The sequence below is a fragment of the Streptomyces orinoci genome, from assembly GCF_003121295.1.
GTDB lineage: Bacteria > Actinomycetota > Actinomycetes > Streptomycetales > Streptomycetaceae > Streptomyces > Streptomyces orinoci.
The window spans coordinates 99,704-124,226 of sequence record NZ_PHNC01000010.1 but is presented as its reverse complement, the minus strand read 5'-3'; the positions used below and the strand labels follow the sequence as shown (position 1 = coordinate 124,226).

Sequence of the window (24,523 nt, the reverse complement as noted above, 5' to 3'; positions counted from 1 at the left end):
GGAGAGCCCGATGCCCACCGCACTCACCCACCGGGTCCGCGTCCTCGCCCCGCCCGGCCATCGTCACGATGAGATCCTCACCCCGGCCGCCCTGGACTTCGTCGGCCGGCTGACCGCCGCCTTCGCACCGCGCCGCCAGGAACTCCTCAAGGAACGCCGGCGCAGGTTGCTGCGGCTGGCGACGGGCTCCCAGCTGGACTTCCCCATGGTCACCGCCGCGGTCAGGGACGATCCCGCCTGGCGGGTGGCGCCGCCCGCACCCGGGCTCACCGACCGGCGGGTGGAGATCACCGGACCGCCGGACCGCCGGATGACCGTCAATGCGCTCAACTCCGCCGCCAGGGTGTGGATGGCGGACTTCGAGGATGCCACCGCGCCCCGGTGGGAGAACATCGTCGGCGGGCAGCTCAACCTGCTCGACGCCATCGAGCGGCGCATCGACTTCACCACTCCGGAGGGCAGGGAGTACCGGCTCGGCGACCGGCTCGCCACCATCATGGTCCGCCCGCGCGGCTGGCATCTGGAGGAAGAGCACCTTCAGTACGACGGCCAACCGGTGCCCGCCGCGCTCGTCGACTTCGGCCTCTACTTCTTCCACTGCGCCCAGCGCCAGATGGACGCGGGGCACGGCCCGTACTTCTACCTCCCCAAACTGGAGAACAGGTACGAGGCCCGGCTCTGGAACGACATCTTCCTGCTCGCCCAGGAGCTGCTGGGCATCCCCCGCGGCACCATCCGCGCCACCGTCCTCATCGAGACCATCACCGCCGCGTTCGAGATGGAGGAGATACTCTATGAACTGCGCGAGCACAGCGCGGGGTTGAACGCCGGACGCTGGGACTACCTGTTCAGCCTGATCAAAACCTTCGGCCACCGCAGCGACTTCCTCCTCCCCGACCGCGCCAGGGTCACCATGACCGCCCCCTTCATGCGGGCGTACACCGAACTGCTGGTGCGCACCTGCCACAAGCGCGGCGCCCACGCCATCGGCGGCATGGCCGCCCAGGTGCCGGGCAAGGACCCGGCCGCCAACGAGGCCGCACTGGCCAAGGTCCGCCTGGACAAGGAACGGGAGGCCGAGGACGGCTTCGACGGCTCCTGGGTGGCCCACCCCGCACTCGTGCCCCTCTGCCGCGAGGTCTTCGACCGCGTCCTCGGCGAACGGCCCCACCAGCTCGACCGCACCCGCGACGATGTCGAGGTGACACCGGCCGACTTGTTGTCGGTGCGGCGGATCAGCGGGCCGCCCACAGCGGACGGCGTGCGCACCAACGTCCGTGTCGCGCTGCGGTACTTCGCCGCCTGGCTGCGCGGACAGGGCGCGGTCGCCATCGACGGGCTGATGGAGGACGCGGCCACGGCCGAGATTGCCCGGGTGCAGATCTGGCAGTGGCTGCGCCACCGGGTCATCGGCCGGGAGACCGTGGATCAGGTCCTCGACGAGGAGACCGACGCGCTCGGCGCCGAATACCCGTGGGCGCCCGTCGCCGACATCCGCGCCCTCTTCGAACGGACCGCCATGACCGGCGAGTTGCCGCCGTTCTTCACCACGGACGCGTACCACCGCCACCTGGTGCGACGGACGGAGGCCGGAGCATGAGCGGGGTCATCACACGCGTCGGCGTGGTCGGCGGCGGGCAGATGGGCGCCGGGATCGCCGAAGTGTGCGCACGGGCCGGGCTGGACACCGTGGTCTGCGAGGTGGACGCGGTCGCCGCCGGCGCCGCCCGGGACCGGGTGGCAAGCTCCCTCCAACGGGCCGTACGGCGCGGCAAGCTGGAGCGGACAGCGGCGGAGGACGCCCTCGCCCGGCTCGTGTTCACCAGCGGCCTGGACCAGCTCGCCGACCGCCAGCTCGTCGTCGAGGCCGTTGCCGAGAACCCGGACGCCAAGACCGAGATCTTCGCCGCCCTGGACAAGATCGTCGAGGATCCGGCGGCCGTACTCGCCACCAACACCTCCTCCCTCCCGGTCATGCGGCTCGGCATGGCCACCGGCCACGCGGACCGGGTCGTGGGCCTGCACTTCTTCAACCCGGTGCCCGTCCTGCCCCTGGTCGAAGTGGTGACCTCCCTGCACACCTCACCGCAGGCGGCCGCCATCGTGGAGGAGTTCGCCACCCGCACGCTCGGCAAGACGGTGATCCACTCCCGGGACCGGGCCGGCTTCGTGGTCAACGCCCTGCTCATCCCCTACCTCCTCGCAGCCGTCCGGATGGCGGAATCCGGCTTCGCCACCGCCACCGACATCGACACCGGCATGGAACTGGGCTGCGCCCACCCCATGGGCCCGCTCAGGCTCGCGGACCTGATCGGCCTGGACACCGTCGCCTCGATCGCCGAGTCCCTGTACGACGAGTTCCGCGAACCCCTTTACGCGCCACCGCCGTTGCTCCAGCGGATGGTGCAGGCGGGACTGCTCGGCCGGAAGACCGGCCGGGGGTTCCACAGCTACGACCAGAAGGGCGAGCTTGGGACGACGGGGGCCTGAGGGGCTACGCAGAGTTGCGACCGCTGCCTGATTACCTGGTCAGGGGGCGATGGCGATCACCGCCGCCCTGCTGGCACCGCTCGCGGCCCGCGCACTGGCCGCCGTGTCCGCCGCCGTCCGGTTCGAGTGCTCCTGCACCGCTCCCTGCCAGCGGCTGACCCGCGCCGGCAGCCGGCCGCTCGCGCCCGGCGCCCACCCGGCGGGATCTTCTCGCGCCGGGTGGGCGCTCTCCTGCTTATGGATCAGCGGTGGCGGAACTCCGGCAGTCGCCTGCGGCCGGCGGCCGCCAACACCGCCCGTAACGGCCAGTGTTGGGAGCGGGCGCCGTCCAGGAGCGTGGCCTCGAAGGCTCGTCCGGGCGCCTGCTTGGCCATCATCGCCACCGGCAGCGGCATCCCGGCGATGACCTGGGCGAGCGGGACGCCCGGGACGACGGGCGGGCACCGTCGCCGAGGCGTCAGCCACTCTGACCGTCGCCCGCGGGACCGCCCCGGGACGGCGCCGTGCACCATTTGCCCCCGGCGGCGGGTCACACGATCGGCCGTCCCGCTGGTACCAGGCGGCGCTCACCGCCAACGCAGCGCATGCCACACGGGTGGTTTGGCTCAGCCGTTCGAGTGGTTTTCGTAGCGTATGTGTGTCATCGCGCACAGTGATGGAACTCGGGGTCCAGCACATGACGCACCCCGCTCCCAGGCGGTGCGCCGGCCGGCGGCAGCGCCTCCCCATGAGCCCTCGTCGCCGAAGACGAAAGGAACCCTTATGAGGCACGGACAGCGGGTGGCCGTCATGGCGGCCACCTTGATATCCGCATCCATGGCGGTGTCCGCCCAGGCGGCCTCCGGTGACAGCGGCAACGGGACGGACAGCGCCTTCCTCAAGACCGTCCACCAGGGCAATCTCGCGGAGATCGAGGCCGGTAACGACGCCCAGACCAACGCGGTCAGCGCCTGTGTGAAAGACGTCGGGCGGGTACTGATCCGCGACCACACCAAACTCGACGGCGACGTCATGAAGTTGTCGAAGCAGCTGGGAGTCTCGCTCCCCGCCGCACCCTCGGCCGAGCAGAAGCAGCAACTCGCCGACATCCGCGCCAAGGCCGGCACCAAAAGCTATGACAGCGCCTGGCTGTCGGCTCAGGACATGAACCACCGGGCCACTCTCGCCCTGATCGACCAGCAGATCTCCTCCGGCCACAATGCGCAGATCACCGCGGCGGCCAAGGCGGCCCGTCCCGTGGTCGCCATGCACCTGGGCCTGGTCAGCGGCGGCACCTGCCGCGAGCAGTCGGCTTCACACGCCGTTCCGGCGGGTGACGGCGGGATGACGGCCGTCACCAACTCTTCCCAGTCTTCGGCAATCACAAGTCCGACGGTCATAGGCGCCGTCGGGCTGGGCGGGGCCCTGGCAACCGGCGCCGTCGCCTGGGGCGTTCGGAGACGCCGTAACCGGACGGCACCCGGCCCGCGCTGAGCGAACAGCGAGCCGAGCACCATGGCCGTCCTCCTGGCGCGCGGCGCACTGTGTCTGGCCTGCGCGTTCGGCCTGGCGCTGGTGCCGGGGGTCTCCTCCCCGGAGGAGGCTCCCGGCACCTTCCACCGGGCCCATGCCCATGGGCTGCCAAGGGAAGCGGAAACCGCGTCGCAGGGCGGCGGGGACGTCTTGTCGCCCGCGCCGCCGGAGGCGGTGGAGATCCGCGGCCACTTCCGTGCCACGGTGGTACCGGTGGCCGCGGACGCCGATGGGGCGTTGGAACTGCCACGTTCCCCGGACACCATCGGCTGGTGGGCCCTGGGCGCCAGACCGGGCGCCCGCGAGGGAACCGTTCTGCTGGCAGGGCATGTCGATACCCGGGAATACGGACCGGGCGTATTTGCGGCCCTCCGCGATGTCCGCCCCGGCACACAAGTGGTGATCACCAGTGACGACGGTGGCACACACTCCTATCTCATCACCGAGCATCACTCCTACCCCAAGAGCACCCTGCCTGCCGGGCTGTTCACCGACACCGGCCAAGCCCGGCTGGCCCTGATCACCTGCACCGGAACGTACGACCGCCAACGGCACCGGTACACCCACAACCTGGTCCTGATCGGCAGGCCGCTGCCCGACCACGCCTGACCGAACGCGCCGCGGAGAGCGGTCCCCTAGCCTTGGCCGGATGGGGATCACCACGGCCTGGGCCATCAGCGCTCACAGCGATGCGTTCATCGAAGAACTGGCGCCGCGCATGCGGCCATTGCTCGCGGCAGAGCGTAATGATCCGTTGGCCCGTGAACGCTGGCAGCGCTGGCAAAAAGAGCCACTGCCGGACTACCGGACCTGGCTGGACGCCGAACCGGGGTCTCCCGAGGCCGGCGCCATCCACTCCTTCCTGGACCTGACTGCCGGGCAGCACATCCACGATATGTACGACGGCGGTGGCGATGACGATTTCCGGTTGATCGACGATGTCTGGGAAGTGAGCGAGGATCCGGAGCGGATGTTCATTTCCGTACAGTCCAAGACATTTGCCGTATCGGCCTTCTTCCATGCCATTGGGCCGCGCCGGGCGGCACTGTTTCCCGGCTGGTGCGGCAGCTTCCTGTTCACCTCCGCCGAGGTGCGTGCCACCCTGCCCAGGGTGGAACGCGCACTGACCTTCACCAACCAGGAACGGGCGGTGGCGATGAGCCGGCTATGGCTCGATGACGCCCCGGATGAGGAAAGCGTGTTGGACGGCCCGCTCAGGCAATGGCGTCAGGCAGCCGACGCCGGCCTCGGCCTGTGTGGTGTCTCGCTGACGATCTACTGACTCAGGGTCTCCATGTTCGGTTTCCCGGCTCGCAGCGCCCGGTCCGGCCCGGCCTCAGGGGAAGGTCTGCCAGAAGGGGCAGTGGTGGCGGGTGCCGATGTCCCTTGCCGGACCGGTGTGTTGGGGGGTGAGGGACAGAACTCCTGTGGTCGGCCAGCGCCGGGTTCCCGGGCCGTTGGGGTCGCCGGTGCGGGCGAAGCGGGTCCACGCGGCGATCATGCTGTCCGACAGCCGGCGCTGGTCGGCGGTGAGTGCGGCGGGCCTGCCGCCGAGGTCGAAGAGATAGGGCAGTTCGGCGGCGTGCACCGCGCCCAGTGGAAACGGCGCCTTGCCCGGCACGGTCACCGGCGGCGCGTGTTCATCGGCGAACTCATAGGCCCACACGGGCACTTGGCGCCGGAGCAGGTGCTGGGTGCGCAGGGTGGGGCAGGCGTAGTTCCAGTCGTCCAGGAGCGCGCCGAACACCGGTCCGCCCCGCCGGGCGGAGCGCACGGGGTAGGTGCGCACCACGGCCGCGGCCCGGGAGGGATCGGGGAAGAAGGAGGCGACCGTCTGCGGCCAGGTCCTTGGCGTGATCACCGCACCGCCCTCAAGGGCGGCGGCCGCCCAGCCATTGCCCTCGTCATGGTTGGCGCCGATCAGCACCGGCACCCGGCGTACCGCTCCCGCCGTGACGGCGGCGGCCACATCGCGGGGCAGCAGGGGTGTGCCATAGGCCGGTCGCACCTCTCCCTGGGCGGCCAGCAGCCGGGACACCGGCAGCCGCCGCAGGCAGCCCAGCACATCGGCCGCCCCGCCGCAGCCGGTCTTGCGGGCCAGCGCGGTGCCGTCGCGCTCGGCCGAGGCCAGCGGCGCTGCCGAAGGGCCGAAGGGCCGGGCAGGCGCTCCCGTGCAGGGGCCGCTTTCGATGACCGCCCGCCGGAACAGGCCAATGGAGCCCGGGGAGACCAGCTGGGCGCAGACGCTGAAGCCGCCCGCCGACTCCCCGGCCAGGGTGACATTGCCCGGGTCCCCGCCGAAGGCGCGAATGCGGTCCCGGACCCAGCGCAGTGCGGCCTGCTGGTCGGCCAGTCCGAAGGTGCCCGCCCCGCGCAGGCCGGGCAGGGCCAGGAAACCCAGCGCGCCCAGACGGTAGTTGACGGTCACCACCACGATGTCCCCCCGGATTGCCATCCGGTGGGCGTCATAGGACTGCCCCGCGCCGGTGATAAAACCGCCGCCCGGCAGCCACACCAGCACCGGCTTCGGATGGGCGGGCGCGGCGGTTGCCGGGGCAGTGACATGGAGCCGCAGGCAGTCCTCGTCAGTGCTGCCGCCGGGCACCTCACCGGCTGTCTGCGGACAGGCGCTGCGGGGCCGCGTGGCGTCCAGTACGCCACGCCAGCGGGTGACGGGCCGCGGCGGCGCCCACCGCCGGCGGCCGACCGGCGGCGCGGCATAGGGGATGCCTTCGAAGGTGCGGTAGCCGCGGTGCACGCTGCCGCGCACTGCTCCATCCGCCGTGCGTACCACCGCCGTTGCGCCGGAGACCGCTCCGCGAGCGGCCGCACCGGGTGACATCCCGCACCAGACCAGCAGGGCGACGGTCAGCACGGCCGTCAGCCGCCCGAACCGGCCTCCCGGCACCGCACGCAAGCTCTCCGCCATCCCACCAGAGTAGGAGTCGCGGGCGGGCCTGCTTACCCTTCTGCCAAGAAAGTCAGCCGCGTTGGCGGACTATGCGGCTGAGCGCTGCCCGGCCGCGGTGGTAGCGCCGCACATCGGTCCACACATTTCCGCGCCCGCCGCGCTCGACGGTCAGAGCCCGGACGCCGGCGCCGAGGCCGGCGGTCAGAGGTATGGATGGCCCGCTCGGTGACCGGGATCCGCAGGGTGCGGTAGCCGTCAGGCTCCAGGGGGCTGACGAGATCCACCATGCGTGACCTGTGCCTATAGTGTCCACGAGCTGCTAGCCATGATTCTTATTGACCACACCTATAATTTGCCGCATGGCCGTCCTGGAACTGCGTCACCTGCGCTACCTGCTCGCCGTCGCCGAACACGGCAACTTCACCCGCGCTGCCGAAGAACTGCACATCTCCCAGCCCACCCTGTCCCAGCAGATCAAACAGCTCGAGCGCACCCTCGGCGTGCAACTGCTGGACCGCACTGGCCGCACCGTACGGCTCACCGACGCCGGCACCGTCTACGCCGAGCACGCCCGGCGCGCACTACGCGACCTGGCCGCCGCCGAACGCGCAGTCCATGACGTACAGGACCTCTCCCGCGGCCACCTGCGCCTGGGTATCACCCCCACCTTCACCGCCTACCTCGTCGGCCCGCTCACCGCCGACCTCCACACCCGCCACCCCGGCATCAGCCTGACCCTGACCGAGGCGAACCAGGACCGCATTGAAGCCGCCCTGCTCGCCGACGACCTCGACCTCGGCATCGCCTTCGCCGCCCCCCACCTGCCCGGGATCGAAGCGACCCCCCTCTTCACCGAAACCCTCAGCCTTGTGGCCGCCACCCCGCATGCTCCCGCGACAGACACACCCCTGCCTGCCCGCGCCGTGAGAGACCAGCAACTGGCGCTCCTCAGCGGCGATTTCGCCACCCGCACCCATATCGACACCTACTTCACCGACCACCGCATCGCCCCCCGCATCACCGTCGAAGCCAACTCCATCCAGGCCCTCACCGAAATCGTCCAGCGCACCGGCCTGGCCACCGTCCTGCCCGACGCCATCACCCACGACCACCCCCACCTCACCCCCATCCCCCTCGACCCGCCCTTGCCCGCCCGCACTGTCACCCTCCTGAAGCGCGAAGGCGCCTACCACAGCGCCGCCACCCACGCCTTCAGCCAACTCACCCACAACCTCGTCAACACCCGCGGATACACCCCACCTCAGTGACCCGAACCAGCGGGGGCCCACTCCGCGCTTTGCGCATCGCGGACGGGGCACGGCTCGACTGGTACATACGCGATCTGCGCATCGCTGCTCCGAAATCCCGGTACGGGTTGACGGCCGCCGCTGCCACCGCCAAGCGTCAAGCATGTTGCGGCGTCGCGCCGTCCTTGGAGCGCGGTGCGAAGGCAGCGGGCGAGCTGGGTGATCCATGACTCGGTCGCCGGCCGAGTGCCGCGTGTTCCCAGTCTCTGTGCCGGCAGAGGCGGGTGGTCGGGGGTGCGGAAGCTGTTGCATAGGCTGGCGTTGTCGTCGCAGGCTCAGCGATTGGTCAGCATGAGTCCCGAAAAACTCGGGGAACGCTGCTTGGACTTGCGACTGGCTGTAGAGTGGTGAACTGCCCTTGACCTGCACAAACGCAGGCAGGGAGCCGACCTTCCGGGAGTGCCTCGATGTACCGCACCATGATGAAGTCCAAGATCCACCGCGCCACGGTGACCCAGGCCGACCTGCACTATGTGGGCTCGCTGACCATCGACGGGGACCTGATGGCGGCCGCCGATCTGCTGCCGGGGGAGAAGGTGGACATCGTTGACATCAACAATGGCGCCCGGCTCTCCACCTATGTCATCGAGGGCCCGCGCGGCTCGGGCGTCATCGGGATCAACGGTGCCGCGGCCCGTCTGATCAGCCCCGGTGACCTGGTGATAGTGATCGCCTACGGGAGCATGGACGACGCCGAGGCCAAGACCTTCGAGCCGCGGGTGGTCTTTGTGGACGAGCGCAACGCCGTGGTGGATCTCGGCAGTGACCCGGCCGCCGTGCCGGAGGGGTCCGGGCTCCTTCGCGGGGACCGCGTCGAGAGCTGACCGGACCGGCATCTCAAGCCCCGTACACCACCCCGGCCGCCTGGGCGAGCGAATGTGCTGCCAGGCGCCCGGCGGCCTGGACCTCCGCATCCGCGCTGGGCCGGCAGCGGCCGAGCGCGGGGTCGTACTCCGAGGCGAGCACTCCGGCATGGTCGGCCGTGATCTCCTCCAGCAGGACGGGCCAGTCATGCGCGGCCAGCGCGGCCGCCGCCGTCCGTGAGTGCTCCGGGCCGATCTCGGTATCACCGGTGCCATGGATCAGCCGCACCGGTACGGGCGTCGGCAGGCGCCCCGCCGCCAGGTCATCCAGCGGCGGGATCCCGGTGGTACGGGCGGGACGGTCGTAGCGCGAGGCAAGTCCCACCACGGCGGCCGGCCGCCAGCCCTCGGCCACCTCCGGGTGGAGGGCGACCCCCAGCGCGGCCGGGGCCCCGGCCGACCAGCCGGCCAGGGTGATCCGTTGCGCGTCGCCGCCCAGGGACTCGGCCCGCTCCCGGCAGAAGGCCAGCGAATCCAGCAGATGTGCCCGGCCGCCGTCGGGCGCGTCGGAGCGCCAGTCCGGCACCAGCACCACAACACCGGCCGCCGCGACGGCCGTTGCCAGCGGTCGCAGCACCTCCCGCTCGTCGGGGCCTATGCCATGCCACAGCAGTACGGTGGGCAGCGGCGCCGACGGGGCAGCGGGGCGGTAGATGTCAATGGACTTGCCGTTGGGGACGCTGGTGGTTTGCCGGTGCACATTGAGCTGATTCATGCCTGGACGCTATCAGCCGAAGTCGGCCGGGATTGCGGCGACTTGGCGGGATCGGGGGTCCGGCGGAAGGCGAACAGCGCCGACAGCAGGACCAGTCCGGCCGTCACCAGGTACACCCGGGACAGCCCCGCCGCCCCGGCCCGTCCGGCGAAGAACAGGCCGAGGACGGCCACCCCCAGCGCCTGGCCCAGCTGGCGGAAGGTGGCCAGTGCCCCGGAGGCCATCCCGGCCCGGGTGACGGGTACGGCGGCCAGCGCCGCGGCGGTGGTGGCGGGCATGCCCAGCCCCACGCCCGTCCCCATCAGCAGCAGGCCGGGCAGCAGTGCCGTCCAGTGCGAACTCGCCTGCAACAGCAGTCCATTGACCGCGCAGCCCGCGCCGGTGAGCGCGAAGGCCACCGTCAGCACCAGCCGGGGAGCCGTGCCGTGCAGCCTCTTGCCGGTGAGGGTGGAGGTGACGAAGGTGGCGGCCGCCAGCGGGAGCATTGCCAAACCGGCCCGGATGGGCCCCAGTCGGAGGGCGGATTGCAGCCAGAGCGAGGTGTAGACGAGACAGGCGAAGGCCCAGGCGGAGGTGATGGTTCCGAACATGACGGCCAGGAAGGAGCCATTGCGGAAGAGCGCGAGGTCCAGCATGGGACGGGCACGGCGGCGCTCCACGCCGAGGAACACCAGCAGCGCCAACGCGGACAGGGCGGCCGGGACCAGGGTGGCCGGCGCCGTCCAGCCGTCCGCGCCGGCCTTGATCAGTGCGAAGGTCAGGGCGCCGGAGCAGAGGCCGAAGGAGAGGATGCCGGGCAGGTCAACGGAGGCCCGCTCGCGCTGCCCCGCCTCCTCGACGGAGACCGCGGTCAGCACCACCGTCAGCACGGTCAGCGGCACATTGATATAGAAGACGGCCTGCCAGCCCAGGGCCTGGGTGAGCAGCCCGCCGAGCACCGGACCGGCCGCCGCCGCGGCGCCCACCACGGCGGACCACACACCGAGCGCGGTGGCCCGGGCCCGGTCCTGGTACATCCCGCCCAGCACGGCCATGCCGGTGACGAACACCGCCGAGCCACCGACGCCTTGCAGGCCCCGGGCGGCGATCAGCAGCCCGGCGCCGGGCGCCAGGGCACAGAGCAGGGACGCGGCGCCGAACAGGCAGAGGGAGAGCAGATAGACCCGGCGGCGGCCGAAGAGGTCGCCCAGTGAGCCCGCGCTGAGGGTGAGGGCCGCCAGTACCAGGGTGTAGATGTTCATCACCCACTGCAGGCCGGACAGCGAGGCGTTGAGGTCCCGCGCCATGTCCGGCAGGGCGACGGTCACCACCGTGGTGTCCGTGATCAGCATGAACGACCCCAGGCAGACCGCCGCCAATGGCCACCATTTGCGCATGAGAAGTCCTTTCGGGAACCCGGGGATCCGGGATCTGGAATCCGGGATCCGGGGATCTTTGGCAGACGTCCCACAGGCTCGGGGCCGGTGAGCGGCCCGCCCAGTCAGGGCGGGACGGGCGGCTGATTCCGGCACCAGGCGCCGGATGGTGACGGAATCAGGCTCCGAAGGGCAGCAGGGTCCCGGTTCGTTTGACCGTGCGGTCCACGGTGGCGGTCTCCACGGTGTGCACCTCGTCCAGCGCGGCCACGCGCTCGGTGAGATAGCGATAGAGATCCCCCGTGTCGCGGCAGACCACCGAGGCCATCACATTTGTGGGCCCCGTGGTGATCGCCACGAAGGACACTTCCCGATGCCCGGCCAGCGTCCGGGCCACCGACACCAGCGCGGAGGGCTTCACCGACAGCCACAGCCGGGCCTCGGCGTGGTAGCCCAGTGCCGCCATCGGCAGATCGACCTGGAAGGACAGCACCCCCAGGTGGCGCAGCCGCTCCAGCCGCCGCCGGACGGTGGACTCCGAAAGCCCGGTGTCGGCGGCCAGTTCGGCGTGGCCGGTCCGGCCGTCCAGGGACAGCAGCTCCAGCAGCGCCCGGTCGCCCTCGTCCAGGGCCGTCCGCCGCTCGTCCGGTGCCGGGGGCCGGGGACGCAGCAGCCGCTGCTGCTCCTCGCCGAGGCAGGCGAACCCGCTCCAGCTGCCGGGATCGGTGAAGCTCTGCAACAGCGAGTGGGCCGTCACCGAGTTGACCCGGCTGGTCCGGGAGAGCTTCTGCAACAGCAGACCCTCACCGCCCTCGCCGCCTCTGAGTGTCTGGGTGCCACAGGAGATCTCGGTGCCGCCGGAGAGCAGATGCACCCAGAAGGTGTCGTTCCGGCGGGCCAGGGCGGTGGCGATGGCGCCGGAGGCGTCCGGTGTGCACCGCAGCCGGATGGTCCAGGGCACATAGCCCAGCGGGCCCAGGTTGACCGAGGCGGTCACCCGCAGTACCCCGGCCGTGCGCAGCCGTCGGTAGCGGCGGGCCACGGTGCTCTCGGAGACCTCCAGCGCGATGGCGATCCGGTTGAACGGCGCCCGCCCGTCGATATGCAGCGCATGCACCAGCGCGCGGTCCAGCTCGTCCAGGGTGACGGTTTCCACCCGCCCGAGCCTAGACGGGGGCGGAAACCGTCACCAGCCGGTGTCAGTGCGGCAGTTGGCCGGGAGTGGGGTACGAGGGCTGGGCGCCTGCCCGGGTCACCGAGGCGGCGGAGACCCGTACCGCGAAGCGCACCGCCTCGGCCAGTGGCTCGCCGCGGGCCAGCCGGGCGGCCAGCGCGCCGGTGAAGGCGTCCCCGGCGCCGGTGGTGTCCACCGCCCGTACCTCGATCCCCGGAACGCGCACCGGCTCCCCGTCCGCGCCGTCCAGCGCCAGGGCGCCGGCCGGGCCCAGGGTGATCACCACCGACCGGGCCCCGGCGGCCCGCAGGGCCCGCGCCCAGGTGCCGGGGTCACCGTCCGCCGCGCCGGACAGCTGCCGGGCCTCGTGCTCATTGACCACCAGCGGGTCGGCGGCGGCCAGCAGCCGGGGGTCCAGTCCGTCCGGCGCGGGGGAGGGGTTGAGCACCACCCGGGTGCCGGTCTCCCCGGCCTGGGCGGCCGCCGCCCGTACCGTCTCCGGCGGGATCTCCAGTTGCAGCGAGATCACCGAGGCGGCGGCGAAGAGCTCGCGCGCCGCGGTCACATCGGCCGGGCTGAGGCGGGCGTTGGCGCCGGGGGAGACCACGATGCTGTTGTCCCCGTCCGGCCCCACCACGATCATCGCGGTGCCGCTCCGCGCCCCGGCCTCCACCAGGATGTGCCCGGTGTCGGCGCCGGCCTCGCGCTGGCCCGCCAGCAGCAGTTCGCCGAAGGCATCGTCGCCGATGCGGGCCAGCAGGGCGGTACGGGCGCCCAGCCGGGCGGCCGCCGCGGCCTGGTTGGCGCCCTTGCCGCCGGCCGACTCCACCAGGTCCGTGCCGAGCACCGTCTCGCCCGGCCCCGGCCGCCGCTCCACCCGGACCGTCAGGTCGGCATTGGCCGAGCCGACCACCAGCACGTCGTACCGCCGCCGGGCGTCCCCCGCGTCCTCGCTCATCGCCATGTCCTTGGTCATAGCCCCAGCCTCTCAACCCGTCCCACGCCGGCCCCCCGGCCCCCGTCGCCATCGCCCAGGGTGACGACCCGACCGCTCCAAGTCGCGCCCCGGGATGGGCCGGGGCATGCTGAAACGACCACGGCCGGTGCGCCGGCCGCCCTGTCACTGCCGCATCGACCTGCGGTGATGGACACCGCCACAGGGCGGGACCGTCCCCTCTGGTGCGCGAGCGAGGGGAGAACCGTTGAGATGGCCGAGACAGCGCTCCGTAAACGAAAGCGTGAACCGTCCGGCACCGAAGCCCTCTTCGCCCGGCTCGTCCAGCTCCCCGAGGGCGCCGAGCGCAGCAGGCTCCGCCAGGAGCTGATCGCCGCCTGGCTGCCGATGGCCGAGCGGATCAGCCTGCGCTACCGCTCCAGCGGCGAGAGCCCGGCGGATCTGCGCCAGGTGGCCGCGCTGGCCCTGGTGCGCGCGGTGGACCGGTTCGACCCCGCGCTGGGCTTCGCCTTCGAGTCCTTCGCCGTCCCCACCATCAACGGGGAACTCAAGCGCCATGTCCGGGACCATGTCTGGTCCTTGCACATCCCCCGCCGGGACCAGGAGCTGCGGGCCGCCGTACGCTCCGCCCGCACCCGGCTGGAACAGCAGGGCGGCGGCGCCAGGGTCACCACCGCGGCGCTGGCCGAGGAGACCGGGCTGACCGAGGCGGAGGTACGGCGCGGCATCGACGCGGACGGGGTGCACCACACCCTCTCCCTGGATCACCCGGTGGACGCGGCCGGGGAGCTGGCGCTCGCCGACACCCTGGGCCGTACCGACCGGGCGCTGGACCTGGTGATCGACCGGCAGTCGCTCCGGCCGCTGCTGCATGCCCTGCCCGACCGGGAGAAGTCCGTCCTGTACTGGCACTTCTTCGGCAATCTCACCCAGCAGCAGATCGGTGCCCGGCTGGGTGTCTCCCAGATGCAGATCTCCCGCATCCTCAGCCGCACCTGCGCTCAGCTGCGCCGCCAGCTGCTGACGCCGGTCTGAGCCGCGCGGCGCGGGGCGGGACCGATACGGACGATACGGATGAGGACGGTCCCATGACGGCACAGCACTCAGGGCTGACTCCGGACCTGCCGCCGGTCATCGAGGTGCCCGACCTGCCGGGCGCCAAGCTCTCCCGGTTCCCGGGCGGGGAGGAGTTCGCGGGCGGTGAGGAGTCCGCAGGCCGTGAGGACGAGGAGGAACCCGCCGCACCGGCCGGGGCCGGGCATGAGAGTGGCGCCCATCAGGAAGGCGATGGGCGCCACGGCTGCGCGGCCGGCGGTTCCGGCGGCTGACTGCGAACCGTCCCGCGCTGGTCGGCGATCCGGCAGTTGGTCCGCTGCGCGGTGATCCGTCAGGTGTTGATGCAGGTGTTGCCGAAGGTCGGGTTGAGCAGCCCGATGATGTCGATGGTGTTCCCGCACAGGTTGATCGGGATCTGGATCGGCACCTGGATGACGTCACCGGAGAGGACGCCGGGTGAGCCGGCGGCCACACCGTTGGCGTCCGCGTCGGCGAAAGCGACGCCGGTGGCGCCGGTGACGACGGCGCCTGCGGCGGCGGTCAGAAGGGCTGCCTTGGCGATACGCGACATGCTTGAACCTTTCTAGGGGGTGGTGAGCGTCAATTGTGACCATGGCTTTCATCAGCGAATGCACCAAATTGGGCCTGCGAAGCAGGAATTAACCCGTTAAGGGCAATAAGTCAGATGTGATACAAGGGATTTGAGCGTTGTATGCGGGCGCCGGGGCCGCCGGATGGGCCGTCCTGGGGTCTCGCGCCGTTGACGCCGGGTTTGGCGCGGCCGCCCTCGGCTACGTACCCTTCCCGGGAAGCTTTGATCGAACATATATATGGACTGGGAAACGACAGCGGCGATGACGGTCACTGAAGAGAGCCGCGGCGGGGCAGCGGACGAGGCGGGCGTGGAGCGGGGCATCGACCCGGAGCGCATGGCGGTCTGCCTGAGCGTGCTCCAGGAGCTGGACGAGCTGCCGCTGGACCACCCCGACGCGATCACCGTGCGGCGGGCCACCTCCGGCATCTACCGCATGGTCAAGCAGCGCCGGCGCCAGGAGCGCCGGGCCGCCAAGACCGCCCATGACAAGGCGGTGACCGAGGCCACGGCCACCGGCGCCGCGGACCGGATCGACGACGAGACCCGCGGCATCCCGCTGGCGGCGACCGCCACCTCCCGGATCGTCGGCATCCTGGAGCGCCCCCGGTCCTGCTACATCTGCAAGGGCCGCTACACCGAGGTGGACGCCTTCTACCACCAGCTCTGCCAGCCCTGCGCGGCGGAGAACCGGGCCCGCCGGGACGCCCGCGCCGACCTCAGCGGGCGCCGGGCACTGCTCACCGGCGGCCGGGCCAAGATCGGCATGTATATCGCGCTGCGGCTGCTGCGGGACGGGGCGCACACCACCATCACCACCCGCTTCCCCAATGACGCCATCCGCCGGTTCAAGGCCATGGAGGACAGTGCGGACTGGCTGCACCGGCTGAAGATCGTCGGTATCGACCTACGGGACCCCGCGCAGGTGGTGGCGCTGGCCGACTCGGTCAGCGCGGCAGGCCCGCTGGACATCCTGATCAACAACGCGGCCCAGACGGTACGCCGCAGCAATGCCGCCTACCGGGAGCTGATCAGCGCCGAGTCGGCGCCGCTGCCCGCCGGGGAGCTGCCCTCCTGTGAGGTGTTCGGCGCCTTCGGCAGCGGGGCGCAGCCCGAGCTGCCCGCCCCGGCGGGCAGCCGGCATGACGAGCTGACCCCGCAGGCGCTCACCGAACTGGCGCTGACCAGCGGCTCCGCGTCCCTGGCCCGGGTGGAGGCGGGCACCGCGATCGACGCGGGCGGGCTGGTGCCCGACCTGGACTCGACCAACAGCTGGATCCAGACGGTGGGCGAGGTCGATCCGGTGGAACTGCTGGAGGTCCAGCTGTGCAATGTCACCGCGCCCTTTGTGCTGGTCAACCGGTTGCGTCCGGCCATGGCGGCGGCCGCGGCACAGCGTAAGTACGTGGTCAACGTCTCCGCCATGGAAGGCGTGTTCAGCCGCGGCTACAAGGGGGCGGGGCACCCGCACACCAATATGGCCAAGGCCGCGCTGAACATGCTGACCCGCACCAGTGCGCAGGAGATGTTCGAGTCCGACGGAATCCTCATGACCAGCGTGGACACCGGCTGGATCACGGACGAACGCCCGCACCCGGACAAGGTCCGCCTGGCCGAGGCGGGCTTCCACGCCCCGCTGGACCTGGTGGACGGCGCGGCCCGGGTCTACGACCCGATCGTGCGGGGCGAGGCGGGCGAGGACCTCTACGGCTGCTTCCTCAAGGACTACCGCAGGGCGGACTGGTAGAAGGCTGCGTTCGGGCCGCGGGCCCGACCGGGGCGGGGTGTGCGCACGCGGCGGTGTGCGCCCATGCCCCTCGCGGGGCGCACCCGGCGACGCAACCTCAGGTGCCCGCCGGGCACAGCGCCGCGTACTCCAGTGGTGCCGAAGGGTCGATCGACACATTCAGCGGCGCGGGCGCGGCCCCCGCCCGCGCCAGCAGATCGCCCACCGCGGCGATCATCGCCCCATTGTCCGTGCACAACCGCAGCGGCGGAACCCGGAGTTCCACCCCCGCCGCCGCGCAGCGCTGCTGAGCCAGCGCGCGGACACGGGAGTTGGCGGCCACCCCGCCGACCACCACCAGCGTCCCCACCCCGTACTCCGTACACGCCGCGACCGCCTTCCGGGTGAGCACATCCGCCACCGCCTCCTGGAGGGAAGCCGCGCCGTCCGCGACCGGCAACTCCCGCCCCGCGGCCCCGTGTTGTTCCGCCCACCGGGCCGCGGCCGTCTTCAGACCCGAGAAGGAGAAGGCGTAGGGATCGTCACGCGGGCCCGTCAGCGGCCGCGGGAACGGCACCGCCCGCGGATCGCCCTCCCGCGCCGCCCGGTCCACCGCCGGTCCGCCCGGATAGGGCAGTCCGAAGACCCGGGCGACCTTGTCGAAGCACTCACCGGCCGCGTCGTCCAGGGTGTCCCCGAGATGTGTGATGGGGTCGCGCGCCAGGTCCCGGACCAGTAGCAGCGAGGTATGGCCGCCGGAGACGATCAGCACCACACAGGGGTTGGGCAGCGGCCCGTGCTCCAGGGTGTCGGCGGCCACATGCCCGGCCAGGTGGTGCACCCCGTACAGCGGTACGCCCAGGGAGTAGGCGAGCCCCTTCGCCGCCGCCACCCCCACCTGGAGGGCGCCGGACAGGCCCGGACCGGTGGTCACTGCCACCGCGCCGATATCGCCCATCGACAGCCCCGCCTCGTCCAGGGCGGCCCGTACCACCGGGGCCACCGAGTGCACATGGGCCCGCGCCGCGATCTCCGGGACCACGCCGCCATAGCGGGCGTGCTCGTCCATGCTGGAGGCCACCGCCTGCCCCAGCAGCCTGCCGTCCCGCACCAGCCCCGCGCCGGTCTCGTCACAGGACGACTCGATGCCCAGCACCACCGGCGAACGCCCCACGGCGCACCTCCTGCCTTTCATTGGTTATTGCACATTGTATGCAACAAGCTCCCGGGTGCCCGGCCGTCACCGCAGGTCAGTAGAGTTCCGACGTCCCCGTCACCGCCCCTTTCCGAGGTACGCCCGTGAGCCATGCGCCCGTGACCGTCGTAGGCATCGGCGCCGACGGCTGGCCCTCACTCGCCCCCGCCTCGCAGCGGGAGCTGCGCCGGGCCGAGGTGATCATCGGCGGGCCGCGCCAGCTGGACCTGCTGCCCGCGGACTGCCCCGGCGAGCGCGTCGCCTGGCCCTCGCCGCTGCGGCCCGCCGTCCCCGTCCTGTTCGCCCGGCACGCCGGACGGCGGATATGCGTACTGGCCAGCGGCGACCCCATGTTCTTCGGCATCGGCCGCACCCTGGCCGAGGAACTGGGCCCCGGCCGGCTGCGAGTGCTGCCGCACCCCTCCTCCGTCTCCTATGCCTGCGCCCGGCTGGCCTGGCCGCTGGAGGAGACCGAGGTGATCAGCCTGGTGGGACGGCCCCTGGAGGCGCTGGCCGCCGCCCTGCACCCGGGCCGCCGGCTGCTGCTGCTCAGCGCCGGGGCGGACACCCCCGCCCAGGCCGCCGGTCTGCTGACCCGGCACGGCTTCGGCCCCAGCCGGATGACCGTCCTGGCCCGGCTGGGCGCCGAACACGAAAGCCGCACCGAGGGCACCGCCGAGAACTGGCCGCATCCGCCCGGTGATCCGCTCAATGTGATCGCCGTGGAGTGCTGGCGCGCCGACGGTGCGCCCCGGCTGTCCCTCACCCCCGGCCTGCCGGACGAATTCTTCGAGCACGACGGTCAGTTGACCAAGCGTCATATCCGGGCCGCGACCCTGGCCGCGCTCGCCCCGGCCCCCGGTGAACTGCTCTGGGACATCGGTGGCGGCTCCGGCTCCATCGGCATCGAATGGATGCGCAGCCACCGCTCCTGCCGCGCCATCAGCGTCGAACGCGACCCGGTACGGGCCGAGCGCATCGCCCGTAACGCCCGCACCCTGGGCGTGCCCGGCCTGCGCGTCATCACCGGTGCCGCACCCGCCGCCCTCGGCCAACTCCCCGTCCCCGACGCGGTGTTCATCGGCGGCGGGCTCACCGCCCCCGGCGCGCTGGACGCCTGCTGGCAGGCCCTGCCGCCGGGCGGGCGGCTGGTCGCCAACGCCGTCACCCTGGAGTCCGAGGCCCTGCTCACCGACTGGTACCGCCGGCACGGCGGCGAACTCACCCGCCTCGCGGTGGCCCATGCCACGCCCGTGGGCGGCTTCACCGGCTGGCGGCAGGCCATGCCGGTCACCCAGTGGTCCGTGACCAAGAAGACCGCACGAACCGTGCGAACGGTACGAGGAGAGAACCAGCAGCCATGACGGTGTACTTCATCGGTGCCGGACCCGGCGCCGCCGACCTGATCACCCTGCGCGGCGCCCGCCTCCTCGCCCGGTGCGGGGTCTGCCTCTACGCGGGCAGCCTGGTCCCGGCCGAACTGCTCGCCGAATGCCCGCCCGGCGCACGGCTGGTGGACACCGCCCGGCTCAATCTGGACGAGATCACCGCCGAGTTCACCCGCGCCCATGAGGCCGGGCAGGACGTGGCCCGGCTGCACTCCGGGGACCCCTCGGTGTTCAGCGCGGTCGCCGAGCAGATGCGCCGCCTCGACGCGGCCGGCATCCCCTATGAGATCGTCCCCGGCGTCCCCGCCTTCGCCGCCGCAGCGGCCGCGCTCGGCCGCGAACTGACCGTACCCACCGTCGGCCAGACCGTCATCCTCACCCGCGTCGCCCAGCAGGCCACCCCCATGCCACCCGGCGAGGACCTGGCCACTCTGGGCCGCAGCGGCGCCCTGCTGGTGCTGCACCTGGCCGCCCGCTACACGGACCGGGTGGTCGCCGAACTGCTGCCGCACTATGGCGCGGACTGCCCCGCCGCCGTGGTGGCCCTGGCCAGCCGCCCGGACGAACTGGTGCTGCGCGGCACCCTGGCCGATATCGCCGGGCAGGTGAAGGCGGCCGGGGTGGTACGCACCGCGGTGATCATCGTCGGCCGCACCCTGGGCGCCGCCCAGTTCCCCGACAGCTACCTCTACTCACCCGCCCGCGACCGCGACCACTGCGCGGCCGGGGACCGGACCGGGGACTGAAACAGCCCTCAGGCGGCGGTCGGGTGGAGGTCCCGGACCTCCTTGCCGCTCTTCTCCCGCAGCTGCTCCGCCAGGTCCGCCAGCGCGCGGGCCCCGGCGAGCTCCTCGCCGATCATTGCCACATTGGGGTCCTTCGGGCTCCGGGTGGACTGCCCCTTGGCCCGCAGCTCCGTGCCATCCCGCAGCCGGAGCAGCGCGGCCGCCCGGACGTGGTGTTCGTCCTCGTCGAACTCGATCTCCACATGCCATCCGGCGACCTGCACGGGAATCACCTCCGCGAACACGGGACGCATGCCGCGACGCGGCACACGGCGGTGGCCGCTTCTCTCGGCTCCAGGCTACGTCCGGGGGGTGGCGGGTGCATGGCGGGTGGGGGGCCGCCCGGCGGCGATCCAGCACGGCGCACCACTCCGCCTGATCGCCCCGCCCCTGCCAGCTTGTCTCACCCTCGGCCAGGAACGACTTCACACGCTGGACCCTGGCCAACCGGTCCCGTGCCGACGGGGACCAGCGCGCACCAGGCTCAAGCTGCCCCGGCGGACGAGGCATCACCCTGCAAGTGGCCGGTCAGTGCACCAGCAGGTCGATCACACCCGTCAGATCCTCCTCGCCGCTGCCCGCGGCCAGGCGGCGGCGCATCAACTCGAAGTAGGGGCTGAGCAGTTGCGGGCTGACACCCTGTTCCTCGGCGGTGCTCAGGAAGGTCGGCGTGCCGGCCACCTGCATGGCGAGGTTGGAGACGACGCCCTTGGTGTAGTCGCCGCTTCGCAGATGGTCGGCGGTCCGGAGAACTGCCGGGGCCATCGCGACGAGCCAGTCGGCCAGCAGCGGGGCAAGCGACGCCGGGTCGATGTCCTCCTTGCGGATCAGGGCGAAGGCGTGTGCGGCCCCGGCGAACATCCCGTACATGGCGCTGAGCAGGGCCACGTCGTGCAGGGCCGCGAAGCCCGTGTCCTCGCCGACGTAGGTGGTGCCGACTGGGACGGCCAGGGTCTCCTGGTGTTGCTCGAACAGCTCGCGCGAGCCGCTGTAGAAGACATAGCCCCCGGCTTCGGGGACGCCGATCATCGGGGGGACAGCCATGATTCCGCCGTCCAGGTAGCGGGCGCCGCGCCGGCGGGCCCACTCGGCCCGGGCGCGGGCCTGGGCAGGGGTGCTGGTGGTCAGGTTGACCACGTCCTTGTCGGCCAGGTCGGTGCCGGCCAGCACCTCTTCGACCGAGGTGTCGTCCAACAGGCAAACGACGATCAGGGTATTCGCCGCGACCGCCTCAGCGGCGCTGTCCGCGACCCGTGCACCCTCGGCGGCGAGCGCCGCGGCGCGGGCCGGGGTGCGGTTCCAGACGGTGAGTGGGTGGCCGGCGGCAAGCCAGGTGCGGGCCAGCGCGGTGCCCATCGCGCCGAGGCCCAGCAGCGTGACGGAAGTTTTCTCAACAGTGCTCTGTGTCATGCCGATTAGGCTGGTCGCAGGGCCGGAGGTGATCAAGTACGCACTTGGTTGTGGGTGGTTACCCCGGGGTGAGTGAGCACGTCGGAAGGGTGGGGCATGACGACGCTGAACCGGCCGGGCGCACCGGACGGACATGTCTGCGGGATCGACGCCGCGATGGAGGTGATCGGCGGCAAGTGGAAGGTGCTGATCCTCTGGGCGCTCCATGAGCACCCTTACCGTCGCTTCGGCGAGCTGCGCCGATTGCTTCCAGGGGTCACCGAGAAGGTGCTGGCCTCTCACCTGCGTGAGCTGGAAGCGGACGGCGTAGTGCACCGCGTCTCCTACGACGAGGTGCCGCCCCGCGTCGAGTACTCACTGACCGCGGACGGGATGCGCCTCAACGACGCACTCCAGCCGCTGGCCGCCTGGGGACGCGAGCGGCCGACAACTCGCCTGGTGCGGGGCCGGCCCTGAACCTCTTTCTGCCTGTCCGGTGTTCAAGCCCGTCCCACGATCGTCCCCGCCCGGTCGATGCAGATGACGTCCACCGCCACCGGTGCCTCCCGCAGTACTGCCCTGGCCTGGTCGCGGGCGGTGGCGGCGACCAGGTCGCCCAGGGGGACGCCGCGGGCGGCGCAGCGCTGGAGGGCGTCCAGGCCGGTGTTGGCGGTGGCCACTTCGGCGGCCAGGGCCTCGTCCGCGCCGCCGGTACGGGCCAGTTGGGCCAGGAAGTTCTTGTCCACCTGGGAGCGGGAGGAGTGCAAGTCCAGGTGACCGGCGGCGAGTTTGGAGAGCTTTGCGAAGCCGCCGGCGATGGTGAGGCGGTCCACGGGGTGGCGGCGCAGGTATTTGAGGACCGCGCCGGCGAAGTCGCCCATGTCCAGGAGGGCGTCCTCGGGGAGGTGGTGGACGGCCACCGCGACCTTCTCGGAGGTGGAGCCGGTACAGCCGGCGACATGGGTGCGGCCGGCGGCGCGGGCCACATCGATGCCGCGGCGGATGCTGTCGATCCAGGCGGAGCAGGAGTAGGGGACCACGATGCCGGTGGTGCCCAGGATGGAGATGCCGCCCAGGATGCCCAGGCGGGGGTTCCAGGTGGAGCGGGCGATCTCCTCGCCGTGGTCCACCGAGATTTCCAGTTCCACATCGCCGGTGGCGCCATGGCGGGCGGCCACCTCGGCGAGGTGCTCGCGCATCATCCGGCGGGGGACCGGGTTGATGGCCGGTTCGCCGACGGGCAGGGGAAGGCCGGGGCGGGTGACGGTGCCCACGCCGGGGCCGGCCCGGAAGACCACGCCGGAGCCGGGCGGCAGGGCCCGTACCGTGGCGCGGATCAGTGCGCCATGGGTGACGTCCGGGTCGTCGCCCGCGTCCTTGACGATGGCGGCCATGGCGTGGCCGGCGCCCTTCTCCTCGGCGGCCAGGGCGAAGGCCGGGGTCTGGCCCTTGGGCAGGGTGATGGTCACCGGGTCCGGGAACTCGCCGGTGAGCAGGGCGGTGTACGCGGCGGTGGCGGCCGCGGTGGCGCAGGCGCCGGTGGTCCAGCCGTGCCGCAGCCCGGTGCGGGCGAGTTGCGCGGTGCGGCCGCCCGGTGTTTTGGTCTCAGTCACGTTCATCACCGAGGAAACCGACGAAGGGGCTGTGGAGAGTGACCGCCGAGCGGCATGTCCTGATCCTGGGCGGCACCACCGAGGGCCGTCGGCTGGCCGCCGAGCTGGCTGCCGTACCGGGGGTACGGGTCACCAGCTCGCTGGCCGGGCGGGTGGCACAGCCGCGGCTGCCGGTGGGACGGGTGCGCATCGGGGGCTTCGGCGGTCCCGAGGGCCTGGCCGACTGGCTGCGCCAGGAGCAGGTGGGCGCGCTCATCGACGCCACGCATCCCTTCGCCGGGAGGATCAGTTTCAACGCGGCCCGGGCGGCCGCCGACGTCCATGTTCCCCTGCTGGCTCTGCGCCGCCCAGGGTGGGTCCCCGGTGCGGGCGACCACTGGCATCCGGTGGCCTCCCTGGCCGAGGCGGCGGAGGTGCTGCCCGCGCTGGGGCGCCGGGTCTTTCTGACCACCGGGCGGATGGGGCTGGGGGCCTTCGCCCATCTGTCCGGGCTGTGGTTCCTGGTGCGTTCCGTGGACGCGCCGGAGCCGCCCGCGCCGCCGCGGATGGAGGTGCTGCTGGACCGGGGGCCGTTCACGGTAGAGGGGGAGCGGGAGCTGCTGCGGCGGTATGCGGTCGATGTGCTGGTCACCAAGGACAGCGGGGCGGCCGCCACGTCCGCCAAGCTGACCGCGGCGCGGGAGGCGGGCATCCCGGTGGTGGTCGTCCGGCGGCCACCGGTGCCGGAGGGGGTGCGGGTGGCCTCGGGGGTGGGGGAGGCGGTGGGGTGGGTGCGGGGTTTGCTGGGTTGACGGTTGCGCTCCGGGGCGTGGTGGCGGGCGGGTACGGTTCGTCGTGCGCCGTACCCGCACACGGAGGAGGACCGCATGACCGCACAGCCCGCCGAGGAACCGGCCGAGATCATTCCGCGGCCCGAGCTGACCTTTCCGGCCTTGCGGGCCGCCCTCGCCAAGGTCGCCTCCTCCCGGCTCGCGGAATTCCAGGCGGACCGCGACATGGCGTTCACGGCGGCGACGCAGCATGCGTCGTTCACTCCGATCCGCGCCTTCCAGCTGAAGTGGGCCACGGAGATCGAGATCGCCCGCCGCCCGGGCCTGGCGGCGCGCTACCAGGCGGCGCTGGACGCCGCCAACTCCCTGGACCGGGAGGATCCCAGATGGCGCGAGGCGATGGACACGTGCCTGGCGGTCCACAACGAGGCCCGCGCGTTTACCGGGCCACCCCCGTCGGCAACGAGTCTGTATTGTCAATGGGTCTTGCTGGGCTTTGAGTTGACGATTCGGCCCGCTGCTCCTCTTGGTGCCGCAGGCGCGCGCTGACCGGCGGGCCTTCGCTCATGGGCGCGGCTTGGTCGGGCACCGCCGGACCGAGCCGTGGCGGCTGATCGCCGTCGCGGCGGGGAGAGACCCGGGGGCTTGCGCCCCCGGAACCCGGGACCGTGGGGCGGCGGCCGGAGCTCTCTGCGGGACGGACGCATGAGCGGCTCCGGCCGTGCCC

The 24,523-nt window shown here is 72.0% G+C and carries 26 protein-coding genes; 15 read left to right on the top strand and 11 right to left on the bottom strand.

Annotated elements, in window-relative coordinates:
• Nucleotides 1–10: 10 nt before the first annotated feature.
• Together aceB and CV755_RS07950 are read left to right on the top strand one after the other, a co-directional pair.
• Nucleotides 11–1,600 (top strand): malate synthase A, encoded by a 1,590-nt coding sequence (aceB, locus tag CV755_RS07955; RefSeq protein WP_109279464.1) that lies wholly within the window; start codon nucleotides 11–13, stop codon nucleotides 1,598–1,600.
• Complete coding sequence (locus CV755_RS07950; RefSeq protein ID WP_109279463.1) at nucleotides 1,597–2,490, top strand: 3-hydroxybutyryl-CoA dehydrogenase; 894 nt, start codon at nucleotides 1,597–1,599, stop codon at nucleotides 2,488–2,490. The genes aceB and CV755_RS07950 overlap by 4 nt, the downstream gene beginning before the upstream one ends.
• Nucleotides 2,491–2,732: 242 nt before the next feature.
• Here CV755_RS07950 and CV755_RS34545 read toward each other — a convergent pair whose 3' ends face one another.
• The gene (locus CV755_RS34545) at nucleotides 2,733–2,885 is read right to left on the bottom strand and encodes a hypothetical protein (RefSeq protein ID WP_161968616.1); all 153 of its coding nucleotides are present in this window, start codon (nucleotides 2,883–2,885) and stop codon (nucleotides 2,733–2,735) included.
• Between the two features lie 367 nt (nucleotides 2,886–3,252).
• Here CV755_RS34545 and CV755_RS07945 point away from each other — a divergent pair, with 367 nt between their 5' ends.
• Genes CV755_RS07945 through CV755_RS07935 form a run of 3 tightly spaced genes read left to right on the top strand, consistent with a single transcriptional unit; the run spans nucleotide 3,253 to nucleotide 5,284 of the window.
• Nucleotides 3,253–3,963: a DUF4142 domain-containing protein gene (locus tag CV755_RS07945; RefSeq protein WP_241561044.1), complete on the top strand. Its 711-nt coding sequence runs from the start codon at nucleotides 3,253–3,255 to the stop codon at nucleotides 3,961–3,963.
• Nucleotides 3,964–3,984: 21 nt separating this feature from the next.
• The gene (locus CV755_RS07940; RefSeq protein ID WP_109279462.1) at nucleotides 3,985–4,611 is read left to right on the top strand and encodes a class F sortase; all 627 of its coding nucleotides are present in this window, start codon (nucleotides 3,985–3,987) and stop codon (nucleotides 4,609–4,611) included.
• 40 nt (nucleotides 4,612–4,651) lie between these two features.
• Nucleotides 4,652–5,284 carry a hypothetical protein gene (locus CV755_RS07935; RefSeq protein ID WP_109279461.1) on the top strand — a complete coding sequence of 211 codons (633 nt, stop codon included), beginning with the start codon at nucleotides 4,652–4,654 and terminating at the stop codon, nucleotides 5,282–5,284.
• A 54-nt stretch (nucleotides 5,285–5,338) separates the two neighbouring features.
• Here the strand turns inward: CV755_RS07935 and CV755_RS07930 are convergent, their stop codons facing one another.
• A complete protein-coding gene (locus CV755_RS07930; RefSeq protein WP_241561043.1) occupies nucleotides 5,339–6,931 on the bottom strand; it encodes a carboxylesterase/lipase family protein in 1,593 nt (530 codons plus the stop codon).
• Between the two features lie 341 nt (nucleotides 6,932–7,272).
• On the opposite strand from CV755_RS07930, the gene cynR reads away from it, so the two are divergent.
• Both cynR and panD read left to right on the top strand, forming a co-directional pair.
• Entirely contained in the window at nucleotides 7,273–8,181 is a 909-nt protein-coding gene (gene cynR, locus CV755_RS07925) for a transcriptional regulator CynR (protein WP_109279460.1), read from the top strand.
• A gap of 446 nt (nucleotides 8,182–8,627) precedes the next feature.
• A complete protein-coding gene (gene panD / locus CV755_RS07920) occupies nucleotides 8,628–9,044 on the top strand; it encodes an aspartate 1-decarboxylase (RefSeq protein ID WP_109279459.1) in 417 nt (138 codons plus the stop codon).
• A gap of 13 nt (nucleotides 9,045–9,057) precedes the next feature.
• On the opposite strand, the gene CV755_RS07915 is transcribed toward panD, so the two are convergent.
• From CV755_RS07915 to CV755_RS07900, 4 genes are all read right to left on the bottom strand, one after another.
• Nucleotides 9,058–9,798 carry an alpha/beta hydrolase gene (locus tag CV755_RS07915; protein WP_109279458.1) on the bottom strand — a complete coding sequence of 247 codons (741 nt, stop codon included), beginning with the start codon at nucleotides 9,796–9,798 and terminating at the stop codon, nucleotides 9,058–9,060.
• The gene (locus CV755_RS07910) at nucleotides 9,795–11,174 is read right to left on the bottom strand and encodes an MFS transporter (protein ID WP_109279457.1); all 1,380 of its coding nucleotides are present in this window, start codon (nucleotides 11,172–11,174) and stop codon (nucleotides 9,795–9,797) included. Before CV755_RS07910 ends, CV755_RS07915 begins: the two co-directional genes overlap by 4 nt.
• A gap of 157 nt (nucleotides 11,175–11,331) precedes the next feature.
• Nucleotides 11,332–12,309, bottom strand: coding sequence for an Lrp/AsnC family transcriptional regulator (locus tag CV755_RS07905; protein WP_109279456.1), 978 nt, complete (start codon nucleotides 12,307–12,309; stop codon nucleotides 11,332–11,334).
• Between the two features lie 43 nt (nucleotides 12,310–12,352).
• Nucleotides 12,353–13,303, bottom strand: a complete 951-nt coding sequence (locus CV755_RS07900) for a ribokinase (RefSeq protein ID WP_241561042.1) — start codon at nucleotides 13,301–13,303, stop codon at nucleotides 12,353–12,355.
• 231 nt (nucleotides 13,304–13,534) lie between these two features.
• Between CV755_RS07900 and CV755_RS07895 the strand changes: the two genes are divergently transcribed.
• Both CV755_RS07895 and CV755_RS07890 read left to right on the top strand, forming a co-directional pair.
• Nucleotides 13,535–14,317, top strand: coding sequence for a sigma-70 family RNA polymerase sigma factor (locus CV755_RS07895; RefSeq protein WP_109279455.1), 783 nt, complete (start codon nucleotides 13,535–13,537; stop codon nucleotides 14,315–14,317).
• Nucleotides 14,318–14,370: 53 nt separating this feature from the next.
• Nucleotides 14,371–14,610, top strand: coding sequence for a hypothetical protein (locus tag CV755_RS07890; RefSeq protein ID WP_109279454.1), 240 nt, complete (start codon nucleotides 14,371–14,373; stop codon nucleotides 14,608–14,610).
• 59 nt (nucleotides 14,611–14,669) lie between these two features.
• On the opposite strand, the gene CV755_RS07885 is transcribed toward CV755_RS07890, so the two are convergent.
• Entirely contained in the window at nucleotides 14,670–14,909 is a 240-nt protein-coding gene (locus tag CV755_RS07885) for a chaplin (protein WP_109279453.1), read from the bottom strand.
• 283 nt (nucleotides 14,910–15,192) lie between these two features.
• Between CV755_RS07885 and CV755_RS07880 the strand changes: the two genes are divergently transcribed.
• Nucleotides 15,193–16,677 carry an SDR family NAD(P)-dependent oxidoreductase gene (locus CV755_RS07880; RefSeq protein WP_109279452.1) on the top strand — a complete coding sequence of 495 codons (1,485 nt, stop codon included), beginning with the start codon at nucleotides 15,193–15,195 and terminating at the stop codon, nucleotides 16,675–16,677.
• A gap of 97 nt (nucleotides 16,678–16,774) precedes the next feature.
• Here CV755_RS07880 and tsaD read toward each other — a convergent pair whose 3' ends face one another.
• The gene (tsaD, locus tag CV755_RS07875) at nucleotides 16,775–17,815 is read right to left on the bottom strand and encodes a tRNA (adenosine(37)-N6)-threonylcarbamoyltransferase complex transferase subunit TsaD (protein ID WP_422070523.1); all 1,041 of its coding nucleotides are present in this window, start codon (nucleotides 17,813–17,815) and stop codon (nucleotides 16,775–16,777) included.
• A 140-nt stretch (nucleotides 17,816–17,955) separates the two neighbouring features.
• Between tsaD and cbiE the strand changes: the two genes are divergently transcribed.
• Both cbiE and cobM read left to right on the top strand, forming a co-directional pair.
• On the top strand, nucleotides 17,956–19,215 hold the full coding sequence (gene cbiE / locus CV755_RS07870; RefSeq protein ID WP_109279450.1) for a precorrin-6y C5,15-methyltransferase (decarboxylating) subunit CbiE: 1,260 nt from the start codon (nucleotides 17,956–17,958) through the stop codon (nucleotides 19,213–19,215).
• On the top strand, nucleotides 19,212–19,985 hold the full coding sequence (gene cobM, locus CV755_RS07865; RefSeq protein WP_109279449.1) for a precorrin-4 C(11)-methyltransferase: 774 nt from the start codon (nucleotides 19,212–19,214) through the stop codon (nucleotides 19,983–19,985). Before cbiE ends, cobM begins: the two co-directional genes overlap by 4 nt.
• An 8-nt stretch (nucleotides 19,986–19,993) precedes the next feature.
• Here the strand turns inward: cobM and CV755_RS07860 are convergent, their stop codons facing one another.
• Both CV755_RS07860 and CV755_RS07850 read right to left on the bottom strand, forming a co-directional pair.
• Entirely contained in the window at nucleotides 19,994–20,278 is a 285-nt protein-coding gene (locus tag CV755_RS07860; RefSeq protein ID WP_109279448.1) for a DUF1876 domain-containing protein, read from the bottom strand.
• A 274-nt stretch (nucleotides 20,279–20,552) separates the two neighbouring features.
• Nucleotides 20,553–21,434 carry an NAD(P)-dependent oxidoreductase gene (locus tag CV755_RS07850; protein ID WP_109279447.1) on the bottom strand — a complete coding sequence of 294 codons (882 nt, stop codon included), beginning with the start codon at nucleotides 21,432–21,434 and terminating at the stop codon, nucleotides 20,553–20,555.
• A 96-nt stretch (nucleotides 21,435–21,530) separates the two neighbouring features.
• Between CV755_RS07850 and CV755_RS07845 the strand changes: the two genes are divergently transcribed.
• Nucleotides 21,531–21,890, top strand: coding sequence for a winged helix-turn-helix transcriptional regulator (locus CV755_RS07845; RefSeq protein WP_109279446.1), 360 nt, complete (start codon nucleotides 21,531–21,533; stop codon nucleotides 21,888–21,890).
• Between the two features lie 23 nt (nucleotides 21,891–21,913).
• Here CV755_RS07845 and CV755_RS07840 read toward each other — a convergent pair whose 3' ends face one another.
• Nucleotides 21,914–23,026: a cobalt-precorrin-5B (C(1))-methyltransferase gene (locus CV755_RS07840; protein ID WP_241561040.1), complete on the bottom strand. Its 1,113-nt coding sequence runs from the start codon at nucleotides 23,024–23,026 to the stop codon at nucleotides 21,914–21,916.
• 38 nt (nucleotides 23,027–23,064) lie between these two features.
• Here CV755_RS07840 and CV755_RS07835 point away from each other — a divergent pair, with 38 nt between their 5' ends.
• Nucleotides 23,065–23,817, top strand: a complete 753-nt coding sequence (locus tag CV755_RS07835; RefSeq protein WP_109279444.1) for a cobalt-precorrin-6A reductase — start codon at nucleotides 23,065–23,067, stop codon at nucleotides 23,815–23,817.
• A 75-nt stretch (nucleotides 23,818–23,892) separates the two neighbouring features.
• Nucleotides 23,893–24,345, top strand: coding sequence for a hypothetical protein (locus CV755_RS07830; protein WP_241561039.1), 453 nt, complete (start codon nucleotides 23,893–23,895; stop codon nucleotides 24,343–24,345).
• Nucleotides 24,346–24,523 lie beyond the last annotated feature (178 nt).